16 protein-coding genes are annotated in these 19247 nt (G+C 64.1%); 5 read left to right on the top strand and 11 right to left on the bottom strand.

Annotation, left to right across the window (positions count from 1 at the left end):
• Positions 1-3 precede the first annotated feature (3 nt).
• Positions 4-2100, bottom strand: coding sequence for a bifunctional 2',3'-cyclic-nucleotide 2'-phosphodiesterase/3'-nucleotidase (locus tag Q8L25_RS20370; protein WP_308921114.1), 2097 nt, complete (start codon positions 2098-2100; stop codon positions 4-6).
• Between the two features lie 150 nt (positions 2101-2250).
• On the opposite strand from Q8L25_RS20370, the gene zigA reads away from it, so the two are divergent.
• Both zigA and Q8L25_RS20380 read left to right on the top strand, forming a co-directional pair.
• Positions 2251-3477, top strand: a complete 1227-nt coding sequence (gene zigA, locus Q8L25_RS20375; RefSeq protein WP_308921115.1) for a zinc metallochaperone GTPase ZigA — start codon at positions 2251-2253, stop codon at positions 3475-3477.
• Positions 3474-4517 (top strand): GTP-binding protein, encoded by a 1044-nt coding sequence (locus Q8L25_RS20380; protein ID WP_308921116.1) that lies wholly within the window; start codon positions 3474-3476, stop codon positions 4515-4517. Before zigA ends, Q8L25_RS20380 begins: the two co-directional genes overlap by 4 nt.
• Here the strand turns inward: Q8L25_RS20380 and Q8L25_RS20385 are convergent.
• From Q8L25_RS20385 to Q8L25_RS20425, 9 genes are all read right to left on the bottom strand, one after another.
• Positions 4489-4911, bottom strand: coding sequence for a transcriptional repressor (locus Q8L25_RS20385; protein WP_308921117.1), 423 nt, complete (start codon positions 4909-4911; stop codon positions 4489-4491). The two genes, Q8L25_RS20380 and Q8L25_RS20385, sit on opposite strands and share 29 nt — an antisense overlap.
• Positions 4912-5009: 98 nt before the next feature.
• On the bottom strand, positions 5010-6323 hold the full coding sequence (locus Q8L25_RS20390; RefSeq protein ID WP_308921118.1) for an alpha/beta fold hydrolase: 1314 nt from the start codon (positions 6321-6323) through the stop codon (positions 5010-5012).
• Positions 6324-6410: 87 nt separating this feature from the next.
• Entirely contained in the window at positions 6411-7289 is an 879-nt protein-coding gene (locus tag Q8L25_RS20395) for a peptidase (RefSeq protein WP_308921119.1), read from the bottom strand.
• 104 nt (positions 7290-7393) lie between these two features.
• Positions 7394-8203, bottom strand: a complete 810-nt coding sequence (locus tag Q8L25_RS20400; RefSeq protein WP_308921120.1) for a transglutaminase family protein — start codon at positions 8201-8203, stop codon at positions 7394-7396.
• Positions 8203-9147 (bottom strand): alpha-E domain-containing protein, encoded by a 945-nt coding sequence (locus Q8L25_RS20405; RefSeq protein WP_308921121.1) that lies wholly within the window; start codon positions 9145-9147, stop codon positions 8203-8205. The genes Q8L25_RS20400 and Q8L25_RS20405 overlap by 1 nt, the downstream gene beginning before the upstream one ends.
• A complete protein-coding gene (locus Q8L25_RS20410) occupies positions 9147-10589 on the bottom strand; it encodes a circularly permuted type 2 ATP-grasp protein (RefSeq protein WP_308921122.1) in 1443 nt (480 codons plus the stop codon). Before Q8L25_RS20410 ends, Q8L25_RS20405 begins: the two co-directional genes overlap by 1 nt.
• Positions 10590-10756: 167 nt before the next feature.
• Positions 10757-11902, bottom strand: a complete 1146-nt coding sequence (locus tag Q8L25_RS20415; protein WP_308921123.1) for a HAMP domain-containing sensor histidine kinase — start codon at positions 11900-11902, stop codon at positions 10757-10759.
• 73 nt (positions 11903-11975) lie between these two features.
• Complete coding sequence (locus tag Q8L25_RS20420; RefSeq protein ID WP_308921124.1) at positions 11976-12884, bottom strand: hypothetical protein; 909 nt, start codon at positions 12882-12884, stop codon at positions 11976-11978.
• A gap of 17 nt (positions 12885-12901) precedes the next feature.
• The gene (locus tag Q8L25_RS20425) at positions 12902-15103 is read right to left on the bottom strand and encodes a TonB-dependent receptor (protein WP_308921125.1); all 2202 of its coding nucleotides are present in this window, start codon (positions 15101-15103) and stop codon (positions 12902-12904) included.
• Positions 15104-15352: 249 nt separating this feature from the next.
• Here Q8L25_RS20425 and Q8L25_RS20430 point away from each other — a divergent pair, with 249 nt between their 5' ends.
• The 3 genes from Q8L25_RS20430 (at position 15353) to Q8L25_RS20440 (ending at position 18286) form a co-directional block, all read left to right on the top strand.
• Complete coding sequence (locus Q8L25_RS20430) at positions 15353-16015, top strand: hypothetical protein (protein ID WP_308921126.1); 663 nt, start codon at positions 15353-15355, stop codon at positions 16013-16015.
• Between the two features lie 110 nt (positions 16016-16125).
• Positions 16126-17079, top strand: coding sequence for a 2-hydroxyacid dehydrogenase (locus Q8L25_RS20435; protein WP_308921127.1), 954 nt, complete (start codon positions 16126-16128; stop codon positions 17077-17079).
• A 16-nt stretch (positions 17080-17095) separates the two neighbouring features.
• Entirely contained in the window at positions 17096-18286 is a 1191-nt protein-coding gene (locus Q8L25_RS20440) for a low temperature requirement protein A (RefSeq protein ID WP_308921128.1), read from the top strand.
• A gap of 15 nt (positions 18287-18301) precedes the next feature.
• On the opposite strand, the gene Q8L25_RS20445 is transcribed toward Q8L25_RS20440, so the two are convergent.
• Positions 18302-19201, bottom strand: coding sequence for a LysR substrate-binding domain-containing protein (locus Q8L25_RS20445; protein WP_308921129.1), 900 nt, complete (start codon positions 19199-19201; stop codon positions 18302-18304).
• Positions 19202-19247: the final 46 nt, after the last annotated feature.

Genomic DNA, 19247 nt, shown 5'->3' on the forward strand with positions numbered 1-19247 from the left:
TCCTTATTTGCTCAGGTCGATCGCATATTTGGCAAAGCCGCTGGCGTCCAGCGCGCCTTCGGACACGACATTGGCGATGCCGCTGCTTTTTGCCAGCGCCAGGTGGCCGGGCGCCGAGCGCAGGATCACCGGGCCGGCGGTGGCCGTCTTGACGAAACTCCAGCTGCGCGCGCTGCCGTTGTCCGCCAGGGTCACCTTGCCGGCGCCCTTGCCGGCCAGGGCCAGCAGGTAGTTGCTGACCACGGCCTGGTTGGCGTCCGGCGACTTGATGATGGTCTTGCTGCCGTCGATGCCTGGCACGGCGCCGCCGCCGCCAGCGCGGTAGTCATTGGTGGCGACGATAAAGTCATCGCTGTCGGCCACCACCGCGCCCTTGTGGCGCAGGTTGACGATGCGGCTGCCCGCCGGCTTGGTCACGTCGATCTGGTACGTGAGCGCATTGTTTTCCGCATAGAACACGTCATAGTTGTAGATCGTGCCATAGGTCGGCACCAGGTCCTGCTCGGTGCTCAAGGCCGGGTTGATCTGGGCAAACTGTTTGGCCGAGGTTTCCAGCCACGCTTTCAGGTCCGACCCCTTGATCTTCACGGCTTGCAGATTGTTATTGCTATACAAATACAAGTCGCCCGGATTGCGTACTTGCAAGCCGACCGGCGCGGCCGGCGTCGCGCCGGCAGCCACATCCGTGAAATCCGATGGCCCGTTGCGGCCCGCCTTGAAGGGCGCGCTGCAGGAAATCACCGGGATATTCTTGTAGCTGGCCAAAGTCGCATCGGTGCTGGTGGCAATGAAGTTTTTCACGTAATCGAGCTGGGCCTGGTTGACCAGCTGGATCGCGCTGACATCACCCACCAGCGCGAAATACGCCGACATCTCGAAATCGGTGCTGACGCCCAGCGGCTTTTTCGCGTAGGCGATGGTGGCGTCATGCTCGGTGGCCACCAGCGGCGCGATCGCCGGGTCGGCCTTGACGTTCGTGCCGTCGGCCAGCTTGAAGCCGCGCGACTCGACGGTCGTCTTGTCCGGCTGCACCACCCACTTGCCGCCCTGGTAGACCATGGTCAGCTTGATGATGCCCAGGCGGCGGCCCCAGCTTTGCGCCATGACGGTCGGCACGCCGTTGACCAAGCCCTTGTCGCCATCGATCCTGGCGCTGGCCGGGAAGGCGGCAAACGAGGCGTCCAGCGCGGCAGCGCCCGCTTCCTTGCCTTTCGGGAAGATCAGGTGCGAATGGCCGATCATCAGCGCGTCGATGCCGGTGCTGGTCAAATGATAACTGCCGTTTTCCATCTTCGGGCTGTAGGCGCTGGTGTCCAGGCCACCGTGCGACAGGGCCACCACCAGGTCGGCACCCTTGCTGCGCAGCTCGGGCACATATTGTTTCGCCGCTTCCTGCACGCCGGTCACGCTGACCTTGCCGGCCAGTACTTTTTGATCCCATTCGAGGATTTGCGGCGGCACAAAGCTCATCACGCCGATATTGATCTTGACGTTGAGCTTGCTGCCATCGGGCGCCACGGCGGCAAAATCGCGCGGCAGCAACACGTAAGGGTTGAAGATCGGCTTGCCGCTGGCCACGCCGACCACATTGCTCAGCACGGAAGGGAAGGTGGGCGCGCCGCAATTGCCGCTGGGCTTGCTGACGCCGGGAATGCCGAAATCGGTATTCGTGATCTGGCTCAGATAGCCCAGGCCGTAGTTGAATTCATGGTTGCCCATGCCGCCCGCGTCATACTTGAGCGCGTTCATGGCCTTGTGCACGGCCAGGGTCGCCGTGCAGGGCACGGGCGCGGCGACCGCCTGCAGGTCGGCCAGCAGGGTACCCTGGATTACGTCGCCATCGTCGAGCAGCACGTTGTTGGGATTTTCCGCACGCGCCGCCTGGATCAGGGTCGAGGTGCGTTCCAGGCCCAGGCTGGTGTCTTCGGCCAGCGCATAGTAGTTGTAGCTGAGCACGTTCGAATGGATATCGGTGGTCTCCAGCAGCGCCACGGTGACCGTCGTGCCTTCAGGAATATTGGCCGGCTTGTTCAAGCTGCCATTGCAGCCCACCAGGCCCACACCCGCCAGCGCCGCCATCATGATCCAGTTTGTTTTCATTGCCATTCTCGGAAAGATTCAAAGGACGCGACTGTAGCGCTGTCATATGACGGCCGAATGACAGCACGAGTGGAGACAAGAAAAAGCTGTTAATGCAAGGAAGTTGCACTATAATTTGCAAACGCAACTTAACTGCATCAAGGAATCATCATGAGAAAACTCCCCGTTACCGTACTGTCCGGCTTCCTCGGCGCCGGCAAGACCACCTTGCTCAACCACATACTGCGCAACCGCGAGGGCAAGCGCGTGGCCGTAATCGTCAACGACATGAGCGACGTCAATATCGACGCCTCCTTGATCCGCGAGGGCACGCAGGCGGCCGGCGCGGCCCTGTCGCGCACCGAGGAAAAGCTGGTCGAGATGTCGAATGGCTGCATCTGCTGCACCCTACGCGACGATCTGCTGCTGGAAGTGCGGCGCCTGGCCGAGGAAGACCGCTTCGATTACCTGCTGATCGAATCGACCGGCGTGGGCGAACCGATGCCGGTGGCCGCCACCTTTGACTTCGAGGACGAAGACGGCGTCAGCCTGAACCAGGTGGCGCAGATCGACTGCATGGTCACGGTGGTCGACTGCGCCAATATCCTGGCGGACTTCGGCAGTGAAGACACCCTGGAGCAGCGCGGCGAGACGGCGGGCGAGGGCGACGACCGCCAGCTGGCGAACCTGCTGACGGAGCAGATCGAGTTTGCCAATGTGATCGTGCTCAACAAGGTCGATATGGTGGACGCCGCCGAGCGCGTGCGGGTGCTGGCCCTGATCAGGGCGCTCAACCCCGGTGCGCGCGTGATCGAGACCAACCAGTCGGTGGTGCCGCTGGCCGCCATCATGGGGACAGGCCTGTTCGACCTGCAGCAGGCGGCCAATATGCCGGGCTGGGCGCAGGAGCTGGCCGGCGTGCACGTGCCGGAGACGGAAGAATATGGCATCAGCAGTTTTGTCTACCGCGCCAGGGAACCGTTTCATGCGCAGCGCCTGTACGACTATATTTCGCAGCCGATCGCCGGGGTGGTGCGCAGCAAGGGCTATTTCTGGCTGGCCAGCCGCCCGGAATGGGTGGCCAGCCTGTCCGGCGCGGGCAAGCTGATGAATATCGAACCGGTGGGCCTGTGGTGGGCCGCCGTGCCGCAGGAACGGTGGCCGACGGATGCCGAATCGCTGGCGGAACTGAGGGAAGGCTGGAGCGAGCCCCATGGCGACCGCTACCAGGAAATCGTGTTTATCGGCCAGGACATGGATAAATCCGCGATTGAAGCCGGCCTGAAGCGCTGCCAGCTCAACTATACGGAGACGCGCAAGGGCATGGCCGCCTGGCGCAAGCTGCCCGATCCGTTTCCGCAGTGGCAGCGCATGGAAGACATCGAGGAGCCCGCATGATGGACGAGGAGTTCATGCCTGAGCTGATCCCGGTCACCATCATCACGGGTTTTCTCGGCAGCGGCAAGACCACCTTGCTCAAGCGTATTCTGCAGGGCAAGCATGGTCTGCGCATCGCGGTGATCGAAAACGAGTTCGCGCTTGATGGCATCGACAATGCGCTGCTGGTGCAGGACAGCGAGGAGCAGATCGTCGAGATGAACAATGGCTGCATCTGCTGCAGCGTGCGCGGCGACCTGATCCGCATCCTGGGCGAGCTGCGGCAGAAACGCTCGGCCGGCACGCTGGCTTTCGACCATGTGATTATCGAAACGACGGGCCTGGCCGCGCCGGGGCCGGTGGCGCAGACCTTTTTTGCCGAGCCGTCCGTCAGCGCCTTTTACATGCTCGATGCGATCCTGACGGTAATCGACGCGCGCCACGCGCAGCAGCAATTGACGGAACACCGCGAAGCGCAGGAGCAGGTCGGTTTTGCCGACCGCATCCTGCTGTCGAAAACCGACCTGGTCAGCAAGGACGAGCTGGCCAAGCTGCGCCAGCGCCTGCTGGCCATCAATTGCCGCGCCAGCATGCAGAAAGTGAGTTTTGGCAATGTGCCGCTGCGCGATATCCTGAATATCCGCGGCTTCAACCTGAACGCCATCGTCGAGCTGGAACCGGATTTCCTGGGCGAACTGGGACACCGCCATGGCGACGGCGTGCAGTCGTTTGTCTACCACCAGGCCCGGCCGCTGGACTTGATAAAGGTGGAGAATTTTCTGGACGCCATCGTGCAGCTGTTCGGCACCCAGCTGATGCGCTACAAGGGGATTTTATACATTGCCGAGTCGCCGTGCCGCGCCGTGTTCCAGGGCGTGCACATGCTGATGGGCTCGGAACTGGGCGCGCCGTGGCGCGACGGCGAAACGCGGGCCAGCAAGATGGTGTTTATCGGCCGGGGCTTGCCGCAGGACACCCTGATACGGGGCCTGGACCGCTGCGTGGCGGGCGAGCAGGCGCCGGAGATGCAGCCTACTTACAGCGCGGACACAGCCCCTTGATCAGGTAATCGACGTCGCCGCCGCTGAATCCTTCGGGCAGGGACACGGGTGGCGGCAGCTTGACTTCATTGAAGCAGGTGACGGTGGCGCATTTGTTGCACTGGAAATGGGCGTGCTCGTGCGCCTGATGGCCGCCGCCGGCGCTGAAGCGCCACACCTGGTCGCCGCCGGCGATGCGGTGCACCAGCTCGTTTTCGGTCAGCCATTCCAGCACCCGGTACAAGGTGACGGAATCGATATCGCTGTCCTGCGCCAGCGCCTGCTGGATTTCATGGTGGGTCATCGACTGGCTTTGCGCCATCAAAAAGTCCAGCACCTTCACGCGCGTCTTGGTGACGCGGGCATTGGTGTTGCGGATCAGCGATTCAGCTTGTTCGGTAGAAGAAGTCAACATAATGTTTGCCTGCATGCGCATGGTCATCATCGCGGCGCGGTCGCCGTGTCTTTGCCATGCCGTTTTACCGCATCTTAACATGCCTGCCCACCTGCCTGTCAGGGCTTGAACGTCCAGTAGCGCCCCTTGGGCGTGTCGACCGGATCGAGAAAGCGCTGGTCGGCGCGCGCATTGTTATGGATCAGATAAAACATGTCGGACAGGGCCGAGCGCCGCTCGGCAAAATAGCTGTGTTTGAGGAAACCCGTGTCCACGCCGGTGGCGTCGATGGTTTCCACGCCGGCCAGCAGCATGCCGTCGCCGCTGTCGCCGGCGCGCCGATGGCCGTGCACCAGCCTGGACGCGGCCAGCGCCAGGTCTTCCGACGAGGCGTACAGGGTCACCGGATGGTGTGCGGCCGTCAGCCGGGGCGCGATCTCTTGCTGGAATACATCGGCGTCGATATCGGGCGCCGTCAGGATGATTTCGGCGATGCGCCTGGCCAGTGCCGGCTGGCTTTCGATCAGGCCGGCCACGGCGCGCGCCAGGCCACGGTTGCCCATGCTGTGGCCGATCAGGTAGACCTTGGCGGCATCGGTCTTTTGCAGGAAGTCGGCGAGAAATGCCTGCAGGTGGGGCGTGCTCCATTCGATATTGTTTTCATCGACCGTATAGCGCGCCACGTCGCCCTGCGACGGCCAGCTGTAGAACACGGGCGCGCCATCGAAGCCGAGGTCGTATGCCATCTGCCCCGTGCGCCGCGCCGCATCCTCGAAGCTGACGTTATAGCCATGGATAAAGATAAAGGCGCTGCCGGCGGCGGACGCCTTGACCTGCGCGGCGATGCCGGCAAAGAAACGGGCCTGGTCCTCCACCTCGGCGTCGAGCAGCATCACGTGTTTGGCCGGGTCCAGGCGAAATTCCAGCCGCCACAGGGAAGGGGACTCCAGCTCGCCCATGCGGTGGTCGCGCGGGATGCTGATCTCGCAGTGGCCGTAGCTGAGACCGGCGTTGTGACTGCGCTCGTTGCCGAAACGCTGCGCGGCCGGCTTGCCCAGGTCGCGCTGGCGGTCGGTGGCAAAGCCCACCTTGACCACCGCATGGTTTGACACCAGCGCGCTTTTTTCCACGCCAGCCACTGCTGGCACGGCCTCCGGCCGGGGCAATTGCTCCAGCAGCGCCTGCGCCGCAAACAGGACGGCCATGTCGTCGGGCGCCTTGGCCCTGGCCACGGCTTTCGACAGCGCCAGGCGCAGTTCGGGCGTATCGGGCGCCGCTTCCAGGCTGGCGATGGCGGCCAGCACATCGGCCGCGCCGGCCAGCTGGCCGATGGCCGCTTTCAGGCGCCGGTAGGGCTCGGTGATGGAGTCAGGCGACGCATGGTGCGCGCCGTGGGCGATGGCGGCCGCCACCGCGGAAGTGATCAAGTCCATGCGCCACCTGCCTCTCTGTGCAATATGAACGGAACATCAATTCATCTTGCCATAAAAGCACGCTGCGCGCCAGTGGCGCGCACGGACTCAATGCTGCTCGCCGCTGCCGAACTGCTGGGCCAGCGATTGCAGCGGGGTGACGCCGAGGCCGCCGCGGCCCGCATGCTCGGGAATCGCCACGCGCACCGGCTTGCTGCGCATATTGGTCGACGACAACACATTGCTGGTGGTGTCCGGCGCCGCGTTCCACACCGGATCGGCGATACCTTCGAACACATGCTTCAATTGCTCGCCCCAGGTGTCGCGGATCATGCGGAAATACTGGTTTTTTTCATCGATGGTGACAAAGCGCGTGACGGCCAGGCGTTCGGTTTCATACACCAGCAGGTCCAGCGGCAGGCCGACCGAAATATTCGAGCGCAGCGTCGAATCCATGGAAATCAGCGCGCACTTGGCCGCTTCGTCCAGGCCGGTGGCCGGGTTGATCACGCGGTCGATGATGGGCTTGCCATACTTGGCTTCGCCGATCTGGAAATAGGTGTTTTCATCGTGCGATTCGATGAAGTTGCCGGCCGAATAGACCTGGAACAGGCGGCAGCGCTCGGCGCCTATCTGGCCGCCGAGGATGATGCTGACATTGAAGTCGATGCCGCAGGCGGCCAGCGCCTTCGCTTCGCGCTGGTGCACGGTGCGCACGGCGTCGCCGACGATGCGCGCCGCGTCATACATGCTGGTCACGTTCCAGATGCTGCGCCCGTCGCTGTCGACATGTTCGGCAACGATCTGGCGGATCGCCTGCGAGATCGACAGGTTACCGGCGGTCATCATCACCAGCATGCGGTCGCCCGGATGTTCAAACACGCTCATCTTGCGGAAGGTGCCGACCTGGTCCACGCCGGCGTTGGTGCGGGAGTCGGACAGGAAGACCAGGCCCTGATTGAGGCGCATGCCTATGCAATAAGTCATCGTCAACGTTAACAGTCAAAAAAGGTGGTCATTCTACATCAGGCTGGCCCCGGACCAGCAAGCCGGGCCAGGCCCAGCCTCGTTCTGCCGGTTTTTTCAGGCGATCAGGCCGGCACGATCTGCACGTCGACGCTCATGGTTTCCTTGCCGCCGCCCCGGCGCACGCCGCGCACGGGCGCGGCCGAATCGTAATCGCGGCCGATCGCCAGCCGGCAATACGCATCCGTCATCAATCGCGCATGCGTGACGTCGATGCTGACCCAGCCCGCGAAATCGCTGTCGACCACCCAGGCGTCGACCCAGGCATGGCTGGCCGCGTGGCCGGTGGTGCCCGGATCGATATAGCCGGACACATAGCGCGCCGGGATGTCCCAGGCATGGCAGCAGGCCAGGTACAAATGGGCATGGTCCTGGCACACGCCGCGCCCCAGCGCCAGGGCGGCGATGGCGGTGGTGGTCACCTCGGTGGCGCCGCTTTCATAGGCGACCTTGGCGGCGATGTTTTCGGCCAGCCGCAGCAAATGGCGGGTGGCGGCCGGCGTGCCGCGGTCCGGCAGGCTGGCGGCGGCCAGCGCGACGATCGTGGGGTCCGATTCGGTCAGCCGCGTCGGCATGGTAAACAATAGCGGCGAGAGCGTGTCGACCAGGTTCAGCCGGCCCTGGTAGGGGTAAATGGTTTCCACCGCGCCCTGCACCACCAGCGACAGCGCCTGGTGCTTGCCGTTAATGGTCAGCATCTGCGACAGGTTGCCGTAGGCATCCGTATAGGCGTGGCACTGGCCTGGCGTGTTGATCTGCCAGGACAGCGCGCGCTGCTGCGGTTCGATGCGCGGCGTCAGGTGCAGCTGCTGGATGGTGTACGCCAGCGGTGTGCTGTAGTGATACTTGGTTTCGTGGCGTATGGTGAGTATCATCAGGCCGCCAGGGGAACGAGGAAGTCACGGCTGACGCGGTTGCCCAGTTCATAAATATTTTCCAGGAACTCGGTCAGGGTATGGTGCAGGCCCGCTTTCAGGATGTCGTCGATATGGCCGAATTTCAGTTCGGCATGCAGCCGTCCCGCGAAACGCTCGGTATCGGCCGACACATCGTTGCGGATATGGTGCAGATTGTCGACCACGTCATCCATGCAGGCCAGCAGCGAACGGGGCATGTCGCCACGCAGGATCAGCAGCTCGGCCACGCGTTCGGGCGTGATCACGTCGCGGTAGACCTTGCGGTAGATCTCGAAGCCCGATACCGAGCGCAGCAGCGCCGCCCAATAGTAAAAGTCGCGCTGGGCGATGTCTTTCGAGGCATCCTTGGCGCCATGGAACTTCACGTCCAGGATGCGCGCCGTATTGTCGGCCCGTTCCAGGAAAGTGCCCAGGCGAATGAAATGAATCGCTTCATCTTTCAGCATGGTGCCCAGGGTCACGCCGCGCGACAGATGCGAGCGGTATTTGACCCATTCGAAAAAGGCGCTCGGGTCGGTTTCCAGCAGATTGCTTTTCAGGCGTTTCTGCAGGTCGAGCCAGGTGGCGTTCTGGGTTTCCCACACTTCGGTGGTCAACGTACCGCGCACGGCGCGCGCGTTTTCGCGGGCGCCCGTCAGGCAGGCGAGGATGGACGAGGGGTTGTTCGGGTCGCGCACCATGAAGTCGAGCACGTCGCGCGTATGGAAGCGGCCGTACTTGGCATCGTAGGCGCTTTGCAGCTCGGAAATGCCCAGGGTGGCGCGCCAGCCTTGCTCGGCGTCTTCCTGCGATTGCGGCAGCATCGAGGTCTGCATGTTGACGTCGAGCATGCGGGCCGTGTTTTCGGCGCGTTCGGTGTAGCGGGCCATCCAGAACAGGTGATCGGCGGTGCGGCTCAGCATTATTTGTCTCCAGCGAAAGATTTTTCCAATACCCAGGTATCCTTGGTGCCGCCCCCTTGCGAGGAATTGACCACCAGCGAGCCTTCGCCCAGCGCCACGCGGGTCAGCCCGCCCGGCACCATCGAGATGGTCTTGCCCGACAACACGAAGGGGCGCAAATCGATATGGCGCGGCGCGATGCCCGATTCCACATAGGTGGGGCAGGCCGACAGGGCCAGCGTGGGCTGGGCGATATAGCCGCTGGGGTTGGCCAGCAAGCGCTGGCGGAAATCCTCGATCTGCGCGGTGGTGGAAGCCGGCCCCACCAGCATGCCGTAGCCGCCGGCGCCATGCACTTCCTTGACCACCAGCTTGGGCAGGTTGGCCAGCACGTAGCTGAGGTCGGCCGATTTGCGGCACTGGTAGGTCGGCACATTGTTCAGGATCGGTTCTTCCGACAGGTAGAACTTGATCATGTCGGGCACGAACGGGTAGATCGACTTGTCGTCGGCCACGCCGGTACCGATCGCATTGGCCAGGGTAACCCTGCCGGCGCGGTATACCGACAGCAGGCCGGGCACGCCCAGCGAGGAGTCCGAGCGGAATGCCAGCGGATCGAGGAAATCGTCGTCGACGCGGCGGTAGATCACGTCCACCCGTTTCGGCCCGCGCGTGGTGCGCATGTAGACGGAATTGTCGTTGACGAACAGATCCTTGCCTTCGACCAGTTCCACGCCCATCTGCTGGGCCAGGAAGGCATGTTCGAAATAGGCCGAGTTGTACATGCCCGGCGTCATCACCACCACGGTCGGGTCGTCGACGCCCATCGGCGCCACCGAACGCAGGTTGTCGAGCAGCATGTCGGGATAATGGTCGACCGGGGCGATGCGGTTGCGCGCGAACAGTTCCGGGAACAGCCGCATCATCATCTTGCGGTCTTCCAGCATGTAGGACACGCCGGACGGCACGCGCAGATTGTCTTCCAGCACATAGAATTCGCCCTGGCCGGCGCGCACGATATCGACGCCGGCGATATGCGCATAGATATCGGATGCGACCGAGATGCCCTGCATTTCCGGGCGATATTGCGCGTTCTTGTAGATCTGCTCGGCGGGGACGATGCCGGCCTTGATGATGTTCTGTTCATGATAGATATCATGGATGAACATGTTCAGGGCCTTGACCCGCTGCACCAGGCCGGTTTGCATCTGCGCCCATTCGTCGGCGGGAATAATCCGGGGAATCGTGTCGAACGGAATCAGGCGTTCCGTGCCGGCATCGTCGCCATACACGGCGAACGTGATGCCCACGCGGCGAAACGTCAGGTCGGCCTCGGCCCGCTTGCGGGCGATGGTCTCCGGCGATTGCTGCTCCAGCCATTGATGGAATTCACGATAATGTTCACGCACCTTGCTTTCGGTGCCCAAGCCATCCGCCGTCATTTCATTGAAAAAATTCGCCATATTATGATTTCCCCTAGAGCCTGGTTGTAACATTACCTCAGCACGAAGCGTGCCAGAGAGAATATGACAGAAAAGACCATAATTAATGCACCATTGTGTGCGCTGCACCGCATTGGTGCGCCGGGAATGGCAAGACGGGCGGTATTGGGGCTGCCGCAGGCCGGAAATCAGGCGGCTGGGTGGACGTAGGGACGGCAGTCGACGGGCAGGTCGAGGATGAAGGAAGTGCCGCTGGCGGGAGCGCTGTCGACGGCGATGCTGCCGCCATGGCTTTCTGCCACATTCTGGACATAGGGCAGGCCGATGCCCCAGCCCGGTGCGGGCGCATGGTTGTCGCGCCGCAGATAATCGAAGATGCGCGTCATCTGCTCTTCGGCGATGGCCGGTCCGCTGTTGTGCACGGTCACGATCACGCGCCCGTGCGCCTGTTCCAGCCGCAACTCGATGACGCCGTCATCGCCGTACTTGACGGCATTGCCGAGCAGGTTTTCCAGCGCGCGGCGCAGCGAATTTTCACACCACCAGCCCGTGATGCCGGCGCCGGCCACCTGGCATTTGCCCGGCTGCTGCAGATTGACCTGGGCGCAGACCGACTGCGCCAGCGGCAGCAGGTCGAATTGCGACAGCGCTAGCGGCAACTGCTGGCCCCGGTGATAGCTGAGCGTGTCGAGCAATTCCTCGATCATGGTGTCGAGCCGCTTGCCATGGTCGACGATGCGCTGCGTCAGCTCCGCCACCTTGTCCGGCTCCAGCCCGGCCTGGCGTTGCAGCAATTGCGCGCTGATCAGTATCACCGACAGCGGATTGCGCATGTCATGCGACAGGCCGGCGGCGATGCGGCGCTGGAAACTTTCGTGCATGGCCGTGAATTCGCGTATCGCGTCGCGGATGGCGATGTCGATCGAGGCGTGCAGGATGGCCCAGTCGCCGCGCCGCAAGGGCAGGCCGGCCGCCAGCGCCGCCTCGGCAAAGCAGTCGCGGAAGATCTGGTATTCCTGGATCACCTGTTCCGGGCCGTAGCTGGTCATGCGCGCCCGTTCATTGCCATGCACGGCGGGCACATTGCTGTTGCTGGCGGCGGTCTGGCGCGGGTTGCCCGCTGACAGCGCCTCGGCCAGGTGGTCGAAAAAAGCCGGCAAGGTATCGATCAGTATCGGCGGCAGCAATTGCGCCGCGCCGCGCACGCTGGCGCGCACGCGATGTTCCCATTCCTGCAGCACGGTGTCGCGCAGGTCGGCAATGCGCTGCGTGCGCAGGCGCGAACGTGGATGTGGACGCGCGGCAGGGGAAACAGGATCGTGGGCAAGTGACAAGCTGGCTCCGCAAGGCTGCGCGCAGTGGTGCGGTCCGATGCGCGGCCCTCCAGTATCCTACAAAAGCGCCGCCTTATTCGGCCAGTGAAGGACTGCCAGGCTGCTGCATGATATCGATCAATTGTGTGATCGATTCCGACCAGGCGGCTACCGAGAAATTTTGCGGATCGTCGTGGCCGTTCGCATAACCCGTGTCGAGCACGGCATGGAAGGCGGGAATCAGCCAGTGTCCCTTGCGCACGCTGGCAGCGATATACAGCAGGGCCAGCCGTTCGTACTGGGCCGGCGTAAAGCCGGGCTCGGGGGCCAGACCGTCATTGCCGCGCCCGCCGGCAGGATCGGACTTGCGCGGCTGCACCAGCTCCACGTGCAGGAACAGGCCGGTCAGCGAAGGCTTGTCCTTTTCCAGCTTGCTGGCGAAATTGGCGATGTCGAAGCCGTGCACGGTCACCGACTCGCCGAGCCGGTTCACATATACATGGCCTTTCGGCCCCGCGCCCCTGGCCGGGTTGCGCAGCGCAAAATCATTGAAATCCCAGTCGCGCGTATCGATGGCGGCGGGAATCGGGTTTAGCAGGAAGTTCGGATAGCTGGTGTCGTGGAGTACGAAATAGCGTGCCACGGGGGAAACCAGGCGGCCTGAAGCGCGCGACAGCGGTGCATCCAGCGCGCCGCCGAGCTCGCTTTCATTGATTTGCCGTTGCGCCAGGTAGGCGCGCAACTGGTTACGGTCGACGGTCACTTTTTCGCCGACATGGCGATCGAGGAAAGCGGGCAGGGCGACCGTCTGGCCGATACGCGCATACCTGTAGACGGGCCGCAGCAGGCACGCCGCCTGCGCGCGGGGCTGTCCCTGGAAACCGCTTTTCCAGGCCGCCCAAGGGCACGCCGCCGTTTTTTGCGAGGCGGCGGGCAGGCATAAGAACAATGAGAACAGCAATGGGAACAGCAAGGAGGGCAGCAATAATGGGTGCGGTGTCATGCGTCCATTATTGCCGATCAGAACGCGACCGTGGCGGAAACGACGACCGTGCGCGGCGAAGCGAGCACCAGGCTGCCGGCGCCGAACGAGGACACCGCCGACGCCCAGTAGTTGCGGTCCGTAACGTTGTCCACGCGGGCGCGCAGGGTCACGTCGCGGCCGGCCACTTGCGTCAGGTAGCGTGCGCCCAGGTCGACCCGGGTCCACGACGGCAGTTGCTTGGTGTTGGCCAGGTCCGCATATTGGGTCGAGGTGTAGACGGTGCGGGCGTTCAGGCTCAGGCCCGGCGCGCCCGGCACGTCCCACTCGCCGCCCAGGCTGACCTGGGTTTCGGGCGCGCCGATGGCTTGCTTGCCCTGGTTGGCGGCCACGTCGGTCTTGCGCTGGTCGGTATCGAGCCAGGTCAGGCCGCCCAGCAGGCGCACGCCCGTCATCGGCGTGCCGAAGACCGACAGTTCCACGCCCTGGTTGCGCTGCTCGCCATCGAGCGTGGCGCGGGTGCCGACGATGGCGCCCTGCGGCTTGTTGGTGGAAAACAGGGCCGCGCTCATGCCCAGCTTGCCGCCGTCATACTTGACGCCGATTTCCTTTTGCTTGGACTTGTACGGGGAAAACACCTCGCCCAGGTTGGTCACCGGCGCCAGATTGGCGCCATAGGTGCCGCTGGCCACCGGGCCCTTGACCAGGGCTTCGATATAGTTGGCGTACAGCGACACATTCTGGTTGGCCTTGTAGACGATGCCGGCGACCGGCGTGGTGGCGCTCTTGTCATAGGCCGGACCGGACTGCACGGCGGTGCCGTAGTCATAGCCGATATCCTTGATCTGCTGGCGGCGCACGCCCACCGTCAACAGCAGGCGTTCATTCAGGAACGCCATGGTGTCGGCCAGCGCGTAGCTGCCGAGAATGGTCTTTTGCGTGATGCGCGCATCGTTCATGTCGCCGCCGAAAAACGTCGTTGGCGGAATGGCGGCGTTGACCGGGTTATAGATATTGGTCGGAAAACCCGCAAAGTCGCTGATGGCGTAGGCATTCTTCGCTTCATTCCAGTGACCGGACCAGCTGGCCACCAGGGTGTGCCTGACGGCGCCCGTGTTCACCTTGCCGCGGATGCCCAGTTCGCCCGTGCGGATCTGCTGCTTGCGCGCATTGTCGAAGCGGTAGGCGCTGGCGTTGCCATTGGTGGCGCTCAACGCGGGGTTTGCCAGGCTGTTCGATTCGCGCGTCGAGCGGCCACCGAAGGCGGCCCAGGCCACCACGTCCTGGGCGATATCATATTCCGCGCGCGCGGTGCCGAACACGTCGCGTTCCTTGGAGAAACTCCAGGGCTGGGCAAAGTTGCGCGAGGCGTCGGGCGCCGATGGCAGCACCGCCACACCCGAGGTCGCGACCGACGGGCGGGGCGCGTCCAGGTCGAAATTCTGGTAGCCGGCGTCGGCCGACAGGCGGAAGCCGCGGCCGCGATAGTCCAGGCCGACGGCGAACATGCCGACATCGTGGTCTTCATGCTTGATGCCGGTCTCGCCCTGGCGCTTGGCGGCATTCACGCGCACACCCAGTTCCTGCTGCTCGCCGAAGCGGCGCGCCACGTCGATGGCGGCATACGCATGACCGCCCGTTTCCACGCCGACCGTCACTTCCGTCAGCGGCGCATTGCCGGCGCGCTTGGGCATCAGATTGATGGCGCCGCCGACACCGCTGCCGCCAGGCGCCGCGCCGTTCAGGAAAGCACTGGCGCCGCGGAATACTTCCACCCGTTCCAGCAATTCCGGCGAGACATACTGGCGTGGCAGCACGCCGTACAGGCCGTTATACGCCACGTCGTCCGAGTCGAGCGCGAAACCGCGGATCATATACACTTCCTGGAAGTTGCCGAAACCACGCGACATGCGCACGGCCGGGTCGCTTTGCAGCAAGTCGCCCACGCTGCGTGCCTGCTGGTCGGCAATGAATTGCTGGGTGTAGCTGGTGGCGCCGAACGGCGAGTCCATCATGTCGACCGAACCGAGGATGCCCATGCGCCCGCCGCGCGCCACCTGGCCGCCCGCATACGCGCGCGACAGGCCTTCGGCCGAGGCGTCGGCCGACGCGCTGACGACCACGCTGGGCATGGTTTGCGCATCGCCGGCGGTATTCGACGTTTGTGCCTGGACAACGGTACTGGCCAGCAGGAATACGGCCAGGGCGATAGGGGTTGGGGCGAGGCGGAAGGTAGGCATGGCGACGGTTGTCTGAATGTTAATGAGAATGATTATCATTATATGACAGTCCGTGACATTGTGTGACAGATGATCAAAATTGTTCAGCCTTTGATCAAAAAGTACAGATGGATAAGCAACATCGGCGCCACAAGAGGGCAGGATTTGCCGGGAAAAGTAGCGCCAGGCGGTACCTTGTTGAATTCTTAATGCACCAGGGAAAGTATGCCTAGAATGGCGGACCGCGCCCTGGCGCTTCGAGGACCCCGCATGCCGCCGCCATCCACCGTTGTCAACCGTCAGATCAGCCTGAAAGGCGCCGCCGTGGCGCTGATCCTGGCCATGCACGGCCTGGGCCTGTACTTGTTGCTGTTGCCGGCCAGGCAGCTCCAGCACTATACGGAAGTGGCTTTCATGACCCTGATTCCGCCCAGGCCGATGCCGCGCGCGCTGCCGATGATCGTGCCCATGCCGGTCACGGCGCCGCCACGCAGGGCCAGATCATTACCGCCAGCCACCATCACCGTTCCCGCAGCGCCGAGCGAGGCGATCACTGCCTTGCCGGAGGCCATCGCTAGGGAGGCCATCGTTCCCGATAGCGCGCCAGCCGCCCCGGCCGTCGATCTGCGCACCCGCGCCGTGCTCGCCGCCGGCGGCATCGACAAGACCCTGCGCGTCGAACTGAAGAAAGACAAGCCGTGGCTGGCGGCGCCGGAACTGTCCGGCGAAAGCAAGTTCCAGAAAATGGTGGCCAGCGCCTGGCGCGGCGGACCGCCGATCAGGATAGAGGACTATCTGACTGCCGACGGCCGGCCCGCCACGCGCGTGGTGACGGCCACCGGTAGCGCCTGCTACGCCATGCAGGCCAATCCGCTGGGCGGTGCCGACCCCTTCAATACCGCCGGCAAGGTGAAAAAAGTCTCCTGTCCATAGGGCTGGCCCGACCTTGATGACGGCAGGGTTTTAGGGGCGGCCAGCCCCGGGTGGGCGTCAAATATGCTAAGTTGCGTCTGGCTATGACACCGACCCAACCCAGGACACCCATGCTCCCCGACATACTGATACTCGCCACCAGCCCCTCCGCCGCCGTCAATGAACAACTGGAACGCCAGTACACCTGCCACCATGCCTGGCAGGTGGCGCCCGAACAGCGCGCCGCCTGGCTGCGGGAACGCGCCAGCCGCATCCGCGCCGTCGTCACCACCGGCGCGTTGGGCCTGAAGGCGGCCGACATGGCGGCCTTGCCTGCGCTGGAAATCATCGCCGTCAATGGCGTGGGCCTCGATGGCGTCGACCTGGACGCGGCCCGCGCGCGCGGCATTGCCGTCACCACCACGCCGAACGTGCTGACCGACGACGTGGCCGACGTGGCGCTGGGCCTGCTGCTGGCCAGCGTCCGCCATATCGTGCTGCTCGACCGCTTCGTGCGCGACGGCGCCTGGGAACGGCGCGAAACGGTCAAGCCGGCCTTCAGCCTGCGCGGCAAGACGGCCGGCATTTTCGGCTTCGGCCAGATCGGCCAGGCCATCGCGCTGCGCCTGGCCGCGTTTGGCGTGCAGGTGCGCTACTACCAGCCGCGCGCCAAACCTGGCGTGAGCGCGCCGCTGGCCGGCTCGCTGCTGGCCCTGGCCCGTGAAAGCGATTATCTGATCGTTTGCGCGCCCGGCACGCCGGCCACCCGCCACGCCGTCAACGCCGAAGTGCTGGCCGCGCTGGGGCCGCAAGGCACGCTGGTCAATATCGCGCGCGGCGCGCTGATCGATGAGGAAGCGATGATGGACGCGCTGGCCGACGGCCGCCTGGGCGCGGCCGGCCTGGACGTGTTTGCCGACGAGCCGCGCGTGCCGGCCGCCTTGCGCGCCTTGCCGAATGTGGTGCTGACGCCCCATGTGGGCAGCCTGACGGTGGAAACCCGCCACGCGATGGGCCAGCTGGTGGTCGACAACCTGCAGGCGCATTTCGCGGGCCAGCCTTTGCCGACACCTGTGAAATTTTAATAATAGAAAGAAACTGATGGAATTGAAAACATCGCTGCTGCGCACGCGGGGCAGGGCGGATAGCGGCAAGGTCGGCATGATTGAATTGTTTTTCGACCTGGTCTTCGTGTTTGCCGTGACCCAGCTGTCGCATGCGCTGCTGGAACACCTGAGCGCCATGGGCTGGCTGCAAACGGCCTTGCTGCTGATGGCGGTCTGGTGGGTCTGGATCTATACCTCGTGGATCACCAACTGGCTCGACCCCGAGCGCATGCCGGTACGCATCAGCCTGTTCGTGCTGATGCTGGGCGGCCTGCTCATGTCGGCCTCGATCCCCGAAGCGTTCGGCACGCGCGGCCTCGGTTTTGCCGGCGCCTATGTGGCGATGCAGGTGGGCCGGCCGCTGTTCGCGCTGTGGGCCGTGCGCCATGAAGACCTGGCGCGGCGCCGCAATTTCCAGCGCATCGCGCTGTGGGCCGCGTTTGCCGGCGTGTTCTGGCTGATCGGCGGCGCCGCCGACCCCTCCGTGCGCATTTACTGGTGGGCCGCGGCGCTGCTGATCGACCTGGCCGGACCGTGGCTGCTGTTCAATGTGCCGGGCCTGGGCGGCTCCTCGACCGGCGACTGGGATATCGACGGCAACCATATGTCCGAACGCTGCGGCCTGTTCGTCATCATCGCCCTGGGCGAGTCCTTGCTGGTGACGGGCGCCAATTTTGCGGGCCTGGCATGGACCGCCGCCAACTGGGCCGGTTTTATGTCGGCCTTGCTGGGCAGCATCGCCATGTGGTGGTTGTATTTCGACAAGGGCGCCGAGCTGGGCCATACCCATATCGCCGCCTCGAAAGACCCGGGCCGCATCGCGCGCCGCGCCTACACGTATATTCACATGCTGATTATCGGCGGCATCATCGTCAGCGCCGTGGCCGACGAACTGTCGCTGCTGCATGCCGACGAAACCAGCTTTGCCGGCATTTGCGCCATGCTGGGCGGACCGATCCTGTATCTGCTGGGAAATGCTTTGTTCAAATGGGTCAGCAGCGAGCGCAGCAGTCCGCCAATGTCGCATGTGCTGGGCATCCTGATCATCATGGCCCTGATCCCGATGGCGTTCGGCCGTTTGTATACACCGTTGATCCTGGCTTGCATCACCACCGGCGTGCTGGTCCTGGTGGCGATATGGGAACATATGGCGCTGCGCCGACCGCCGCCCGAACTGGATCCATAATGGCCCCCTGAGTGTTCACGGCACTGCCGCCGCGCGCAACTGGGCGATCCAGGCGCGCGCGGCGCTATTTTGCTCGTGGCGACGAAACGCCACCGCGATTTCCGATGCGATCGGCGCTCCCGCCAGTTCCCGGTAGCACACGCCAGGCAGGGTGATGCCGGTCAGCACCGCCTGCGGCACGATGGCGCAGCCGGCCCCCAGCGACACTTGCGCCAGGACCGACAGCAGGCTGCCCGGGCGCGACGCCACCAGCGGCGCAAAGCCGCCGCGCCGCGCCGTTTCCAGCGTGCCCCATTCCTGTTCCGGCACGATCAAGGGCAGTTGCGCCAGCGCCTGCGGCGCCACCACACCGGTGCCACCGGCCAGCTCGCTGTGTTCGGGCACGGCCAGCACGAAACGGTCGCGCAGCAGCACCACGCTGTCCAGGCCCTCCGGGTAGCGTATCGGCGGGCGCACGAATGCAAAATCCAGTTCGCCTTGTTCCAGCATGGCGGGCAGCAGCTCCATCGCCACTTCGCGCGACTGCAGGGTCACGCCCGGGTGCGAGGCGCGAAAGCGGGCAAACGCCCTCTGCAGCACGCCCGAATAGACGGCCGAGCCCACATAACCGATCTCCAGCCGCCCCAGCTCGCCCCGTCCCGCGCGCCGCGCCACCTCCTGCGCCTGCGCCAGCTGCTCCAGGGCGCGCTGCGCCTCGGCCACGAACAGCGCCCCGGCGCTGGTGATCGCCACCGCACGCTTGCTGCGCTGAAACAGCCGCGTGCCCAGCAGGCTTTCCGCTTCCTGTATCTGCTTGCTCAGGGCCGGCGGCGAAATGCCGAGCTCCGCCGCCGCGCGGGCAAAGTGCAGGCTGCGCGCGACCGCCACCACGCAGCGGTAGTGACGCAGCTCCAGTTGTTTTTCAGTATTCACCATCAGGAAATTATAAGCCTTGCGTCTTATAACAATAAATAAGCATGGC

The sequence above is a fragment of the Janthinobacterium sp. J1-1 genome, from assembly GCF_030944405.1.
In the GTDB taxonomy this organism is placed as follows: domain Bacteria; phylum Pseudomonadota; class Gammaproteobacteria; order Burkholderiales; family Burkholderiaceae_D; genus Janthinobacterium.

What these genes read in the sequence shown, in the direction of transcription:
- zigA (WP_308921115.1), top strand. Translation starts at nt 2,251, where the DNA reads ATGAGAAAACTCCCCGTTACCGTACTGTCCGGCTTCCTCGGCGCCGGC.
- Q8L25_RS20410 (WP_308921122.1), bottom strand. Translation starts at nt 10,589, where the DNA reads ATGGCGAATTTTTTCAATGAAATGACGGCGGATGGCTTGGGCACCGAA.
- Q8L25_RS20435 (WP_308921127.1), top strand. Translation starts at nt 16,126, where the DNA reads ATGCTCCCCGACATACTGATACTCGCCACCAGCCCCTCCGCCGCCGTC.
- Q8L25_RS20430 (WP_308921126.1), top strand. Translation starts at nt 15,353, where the DNA reads ATGCCGCCGCCATCCACCGTTGTCAACCGTCAGATCAGCCTGAAAGGC.
- Q8L25_RS20420 (WP_308921124.1), bottom strand. Translation starts at nt 12,884, where the DNA reads ATGACACCGCACCCATTATTGCTGCCCTCCTTGCTGTTCCCATTGCTG.
- Q8L25_RS20370 (WP_308921114.1), bottom strand. Translation starts at nt 2,100, where the DNA reads ATGAAAACAAACTGGATCATGATGGCGGCGCTGGCGGGTGTGGGCCTG.
- Q8L25_RS20445 (WP_308921129.1), bottom strand. Translation starts at nt 19,201, where the DNA reads ATGGTGAATACTGAAAAACAACTGGAGCTGCGTCACTACCGCTGCGTG.
- Q8L25_RS20385 (WP_308921117.1), bottom strand. Translation starts at nt 4,911, where the DNA reads ATGTTGACTTCTTCTACCGAACAAGCTGAATCGCTGATCCGCAACACC.
- Q8L25_RS20400 (WP_308921120.1), bottom strand. Translation starts at nt 8,203, where the DNA reads ATGATACTCACCATACGCCACGAAACCAAGTATCACTACAGCACACCG.
- Q8L25_RS20440 (WP_308921128.1), top strand. Translation starts at nt 17,096, where the DNA reads ATGGAATTGAAAACATCGCTGCTGCGCACGCGGGGCAGGGCGGATAGC.
- Q8L25_RS20425 (WP_308921125.1), bottom strand. Translation starts at nt 15,103, where the DNA reads ATGCCTACCTTCCGCCTCGCCCCAACCCCTATCGCCCTGGCCGTATTC.
- Q8L25_RS20395 (WP_308921119.1), bottom strand. Translation starts at nt 7,289, where the DNA reads ATGACTTATTGCATAGGCATGCGCCTCAATCAGGGCCTGGTCTTCCTG.
- Q8L25_RS20390 (WP_308921118.1), bottom strand. Translation starts at nt 6,323, where the DNA reads ATGGACTTGATCACTTCCGCGGTGGCGGCCGCCATCGCCCACGGCGCG.
- Q8L25_RS20380 (WP_308921116.1), top strand. Translation starts at nt 3,474, where the DNA reads ATGATGGACGAGGAGTTCATGCCTGAGCTGATCCCGGTCACCATCATC.
- Q8L25_RS20405 (WP_308921121.1), bottom strand. Translation starts at nt 9,147, where the DNA reads ATGCTGAGCCGCACCGCCGATCACCTGTTCTGGATGGCCCGCTACACC.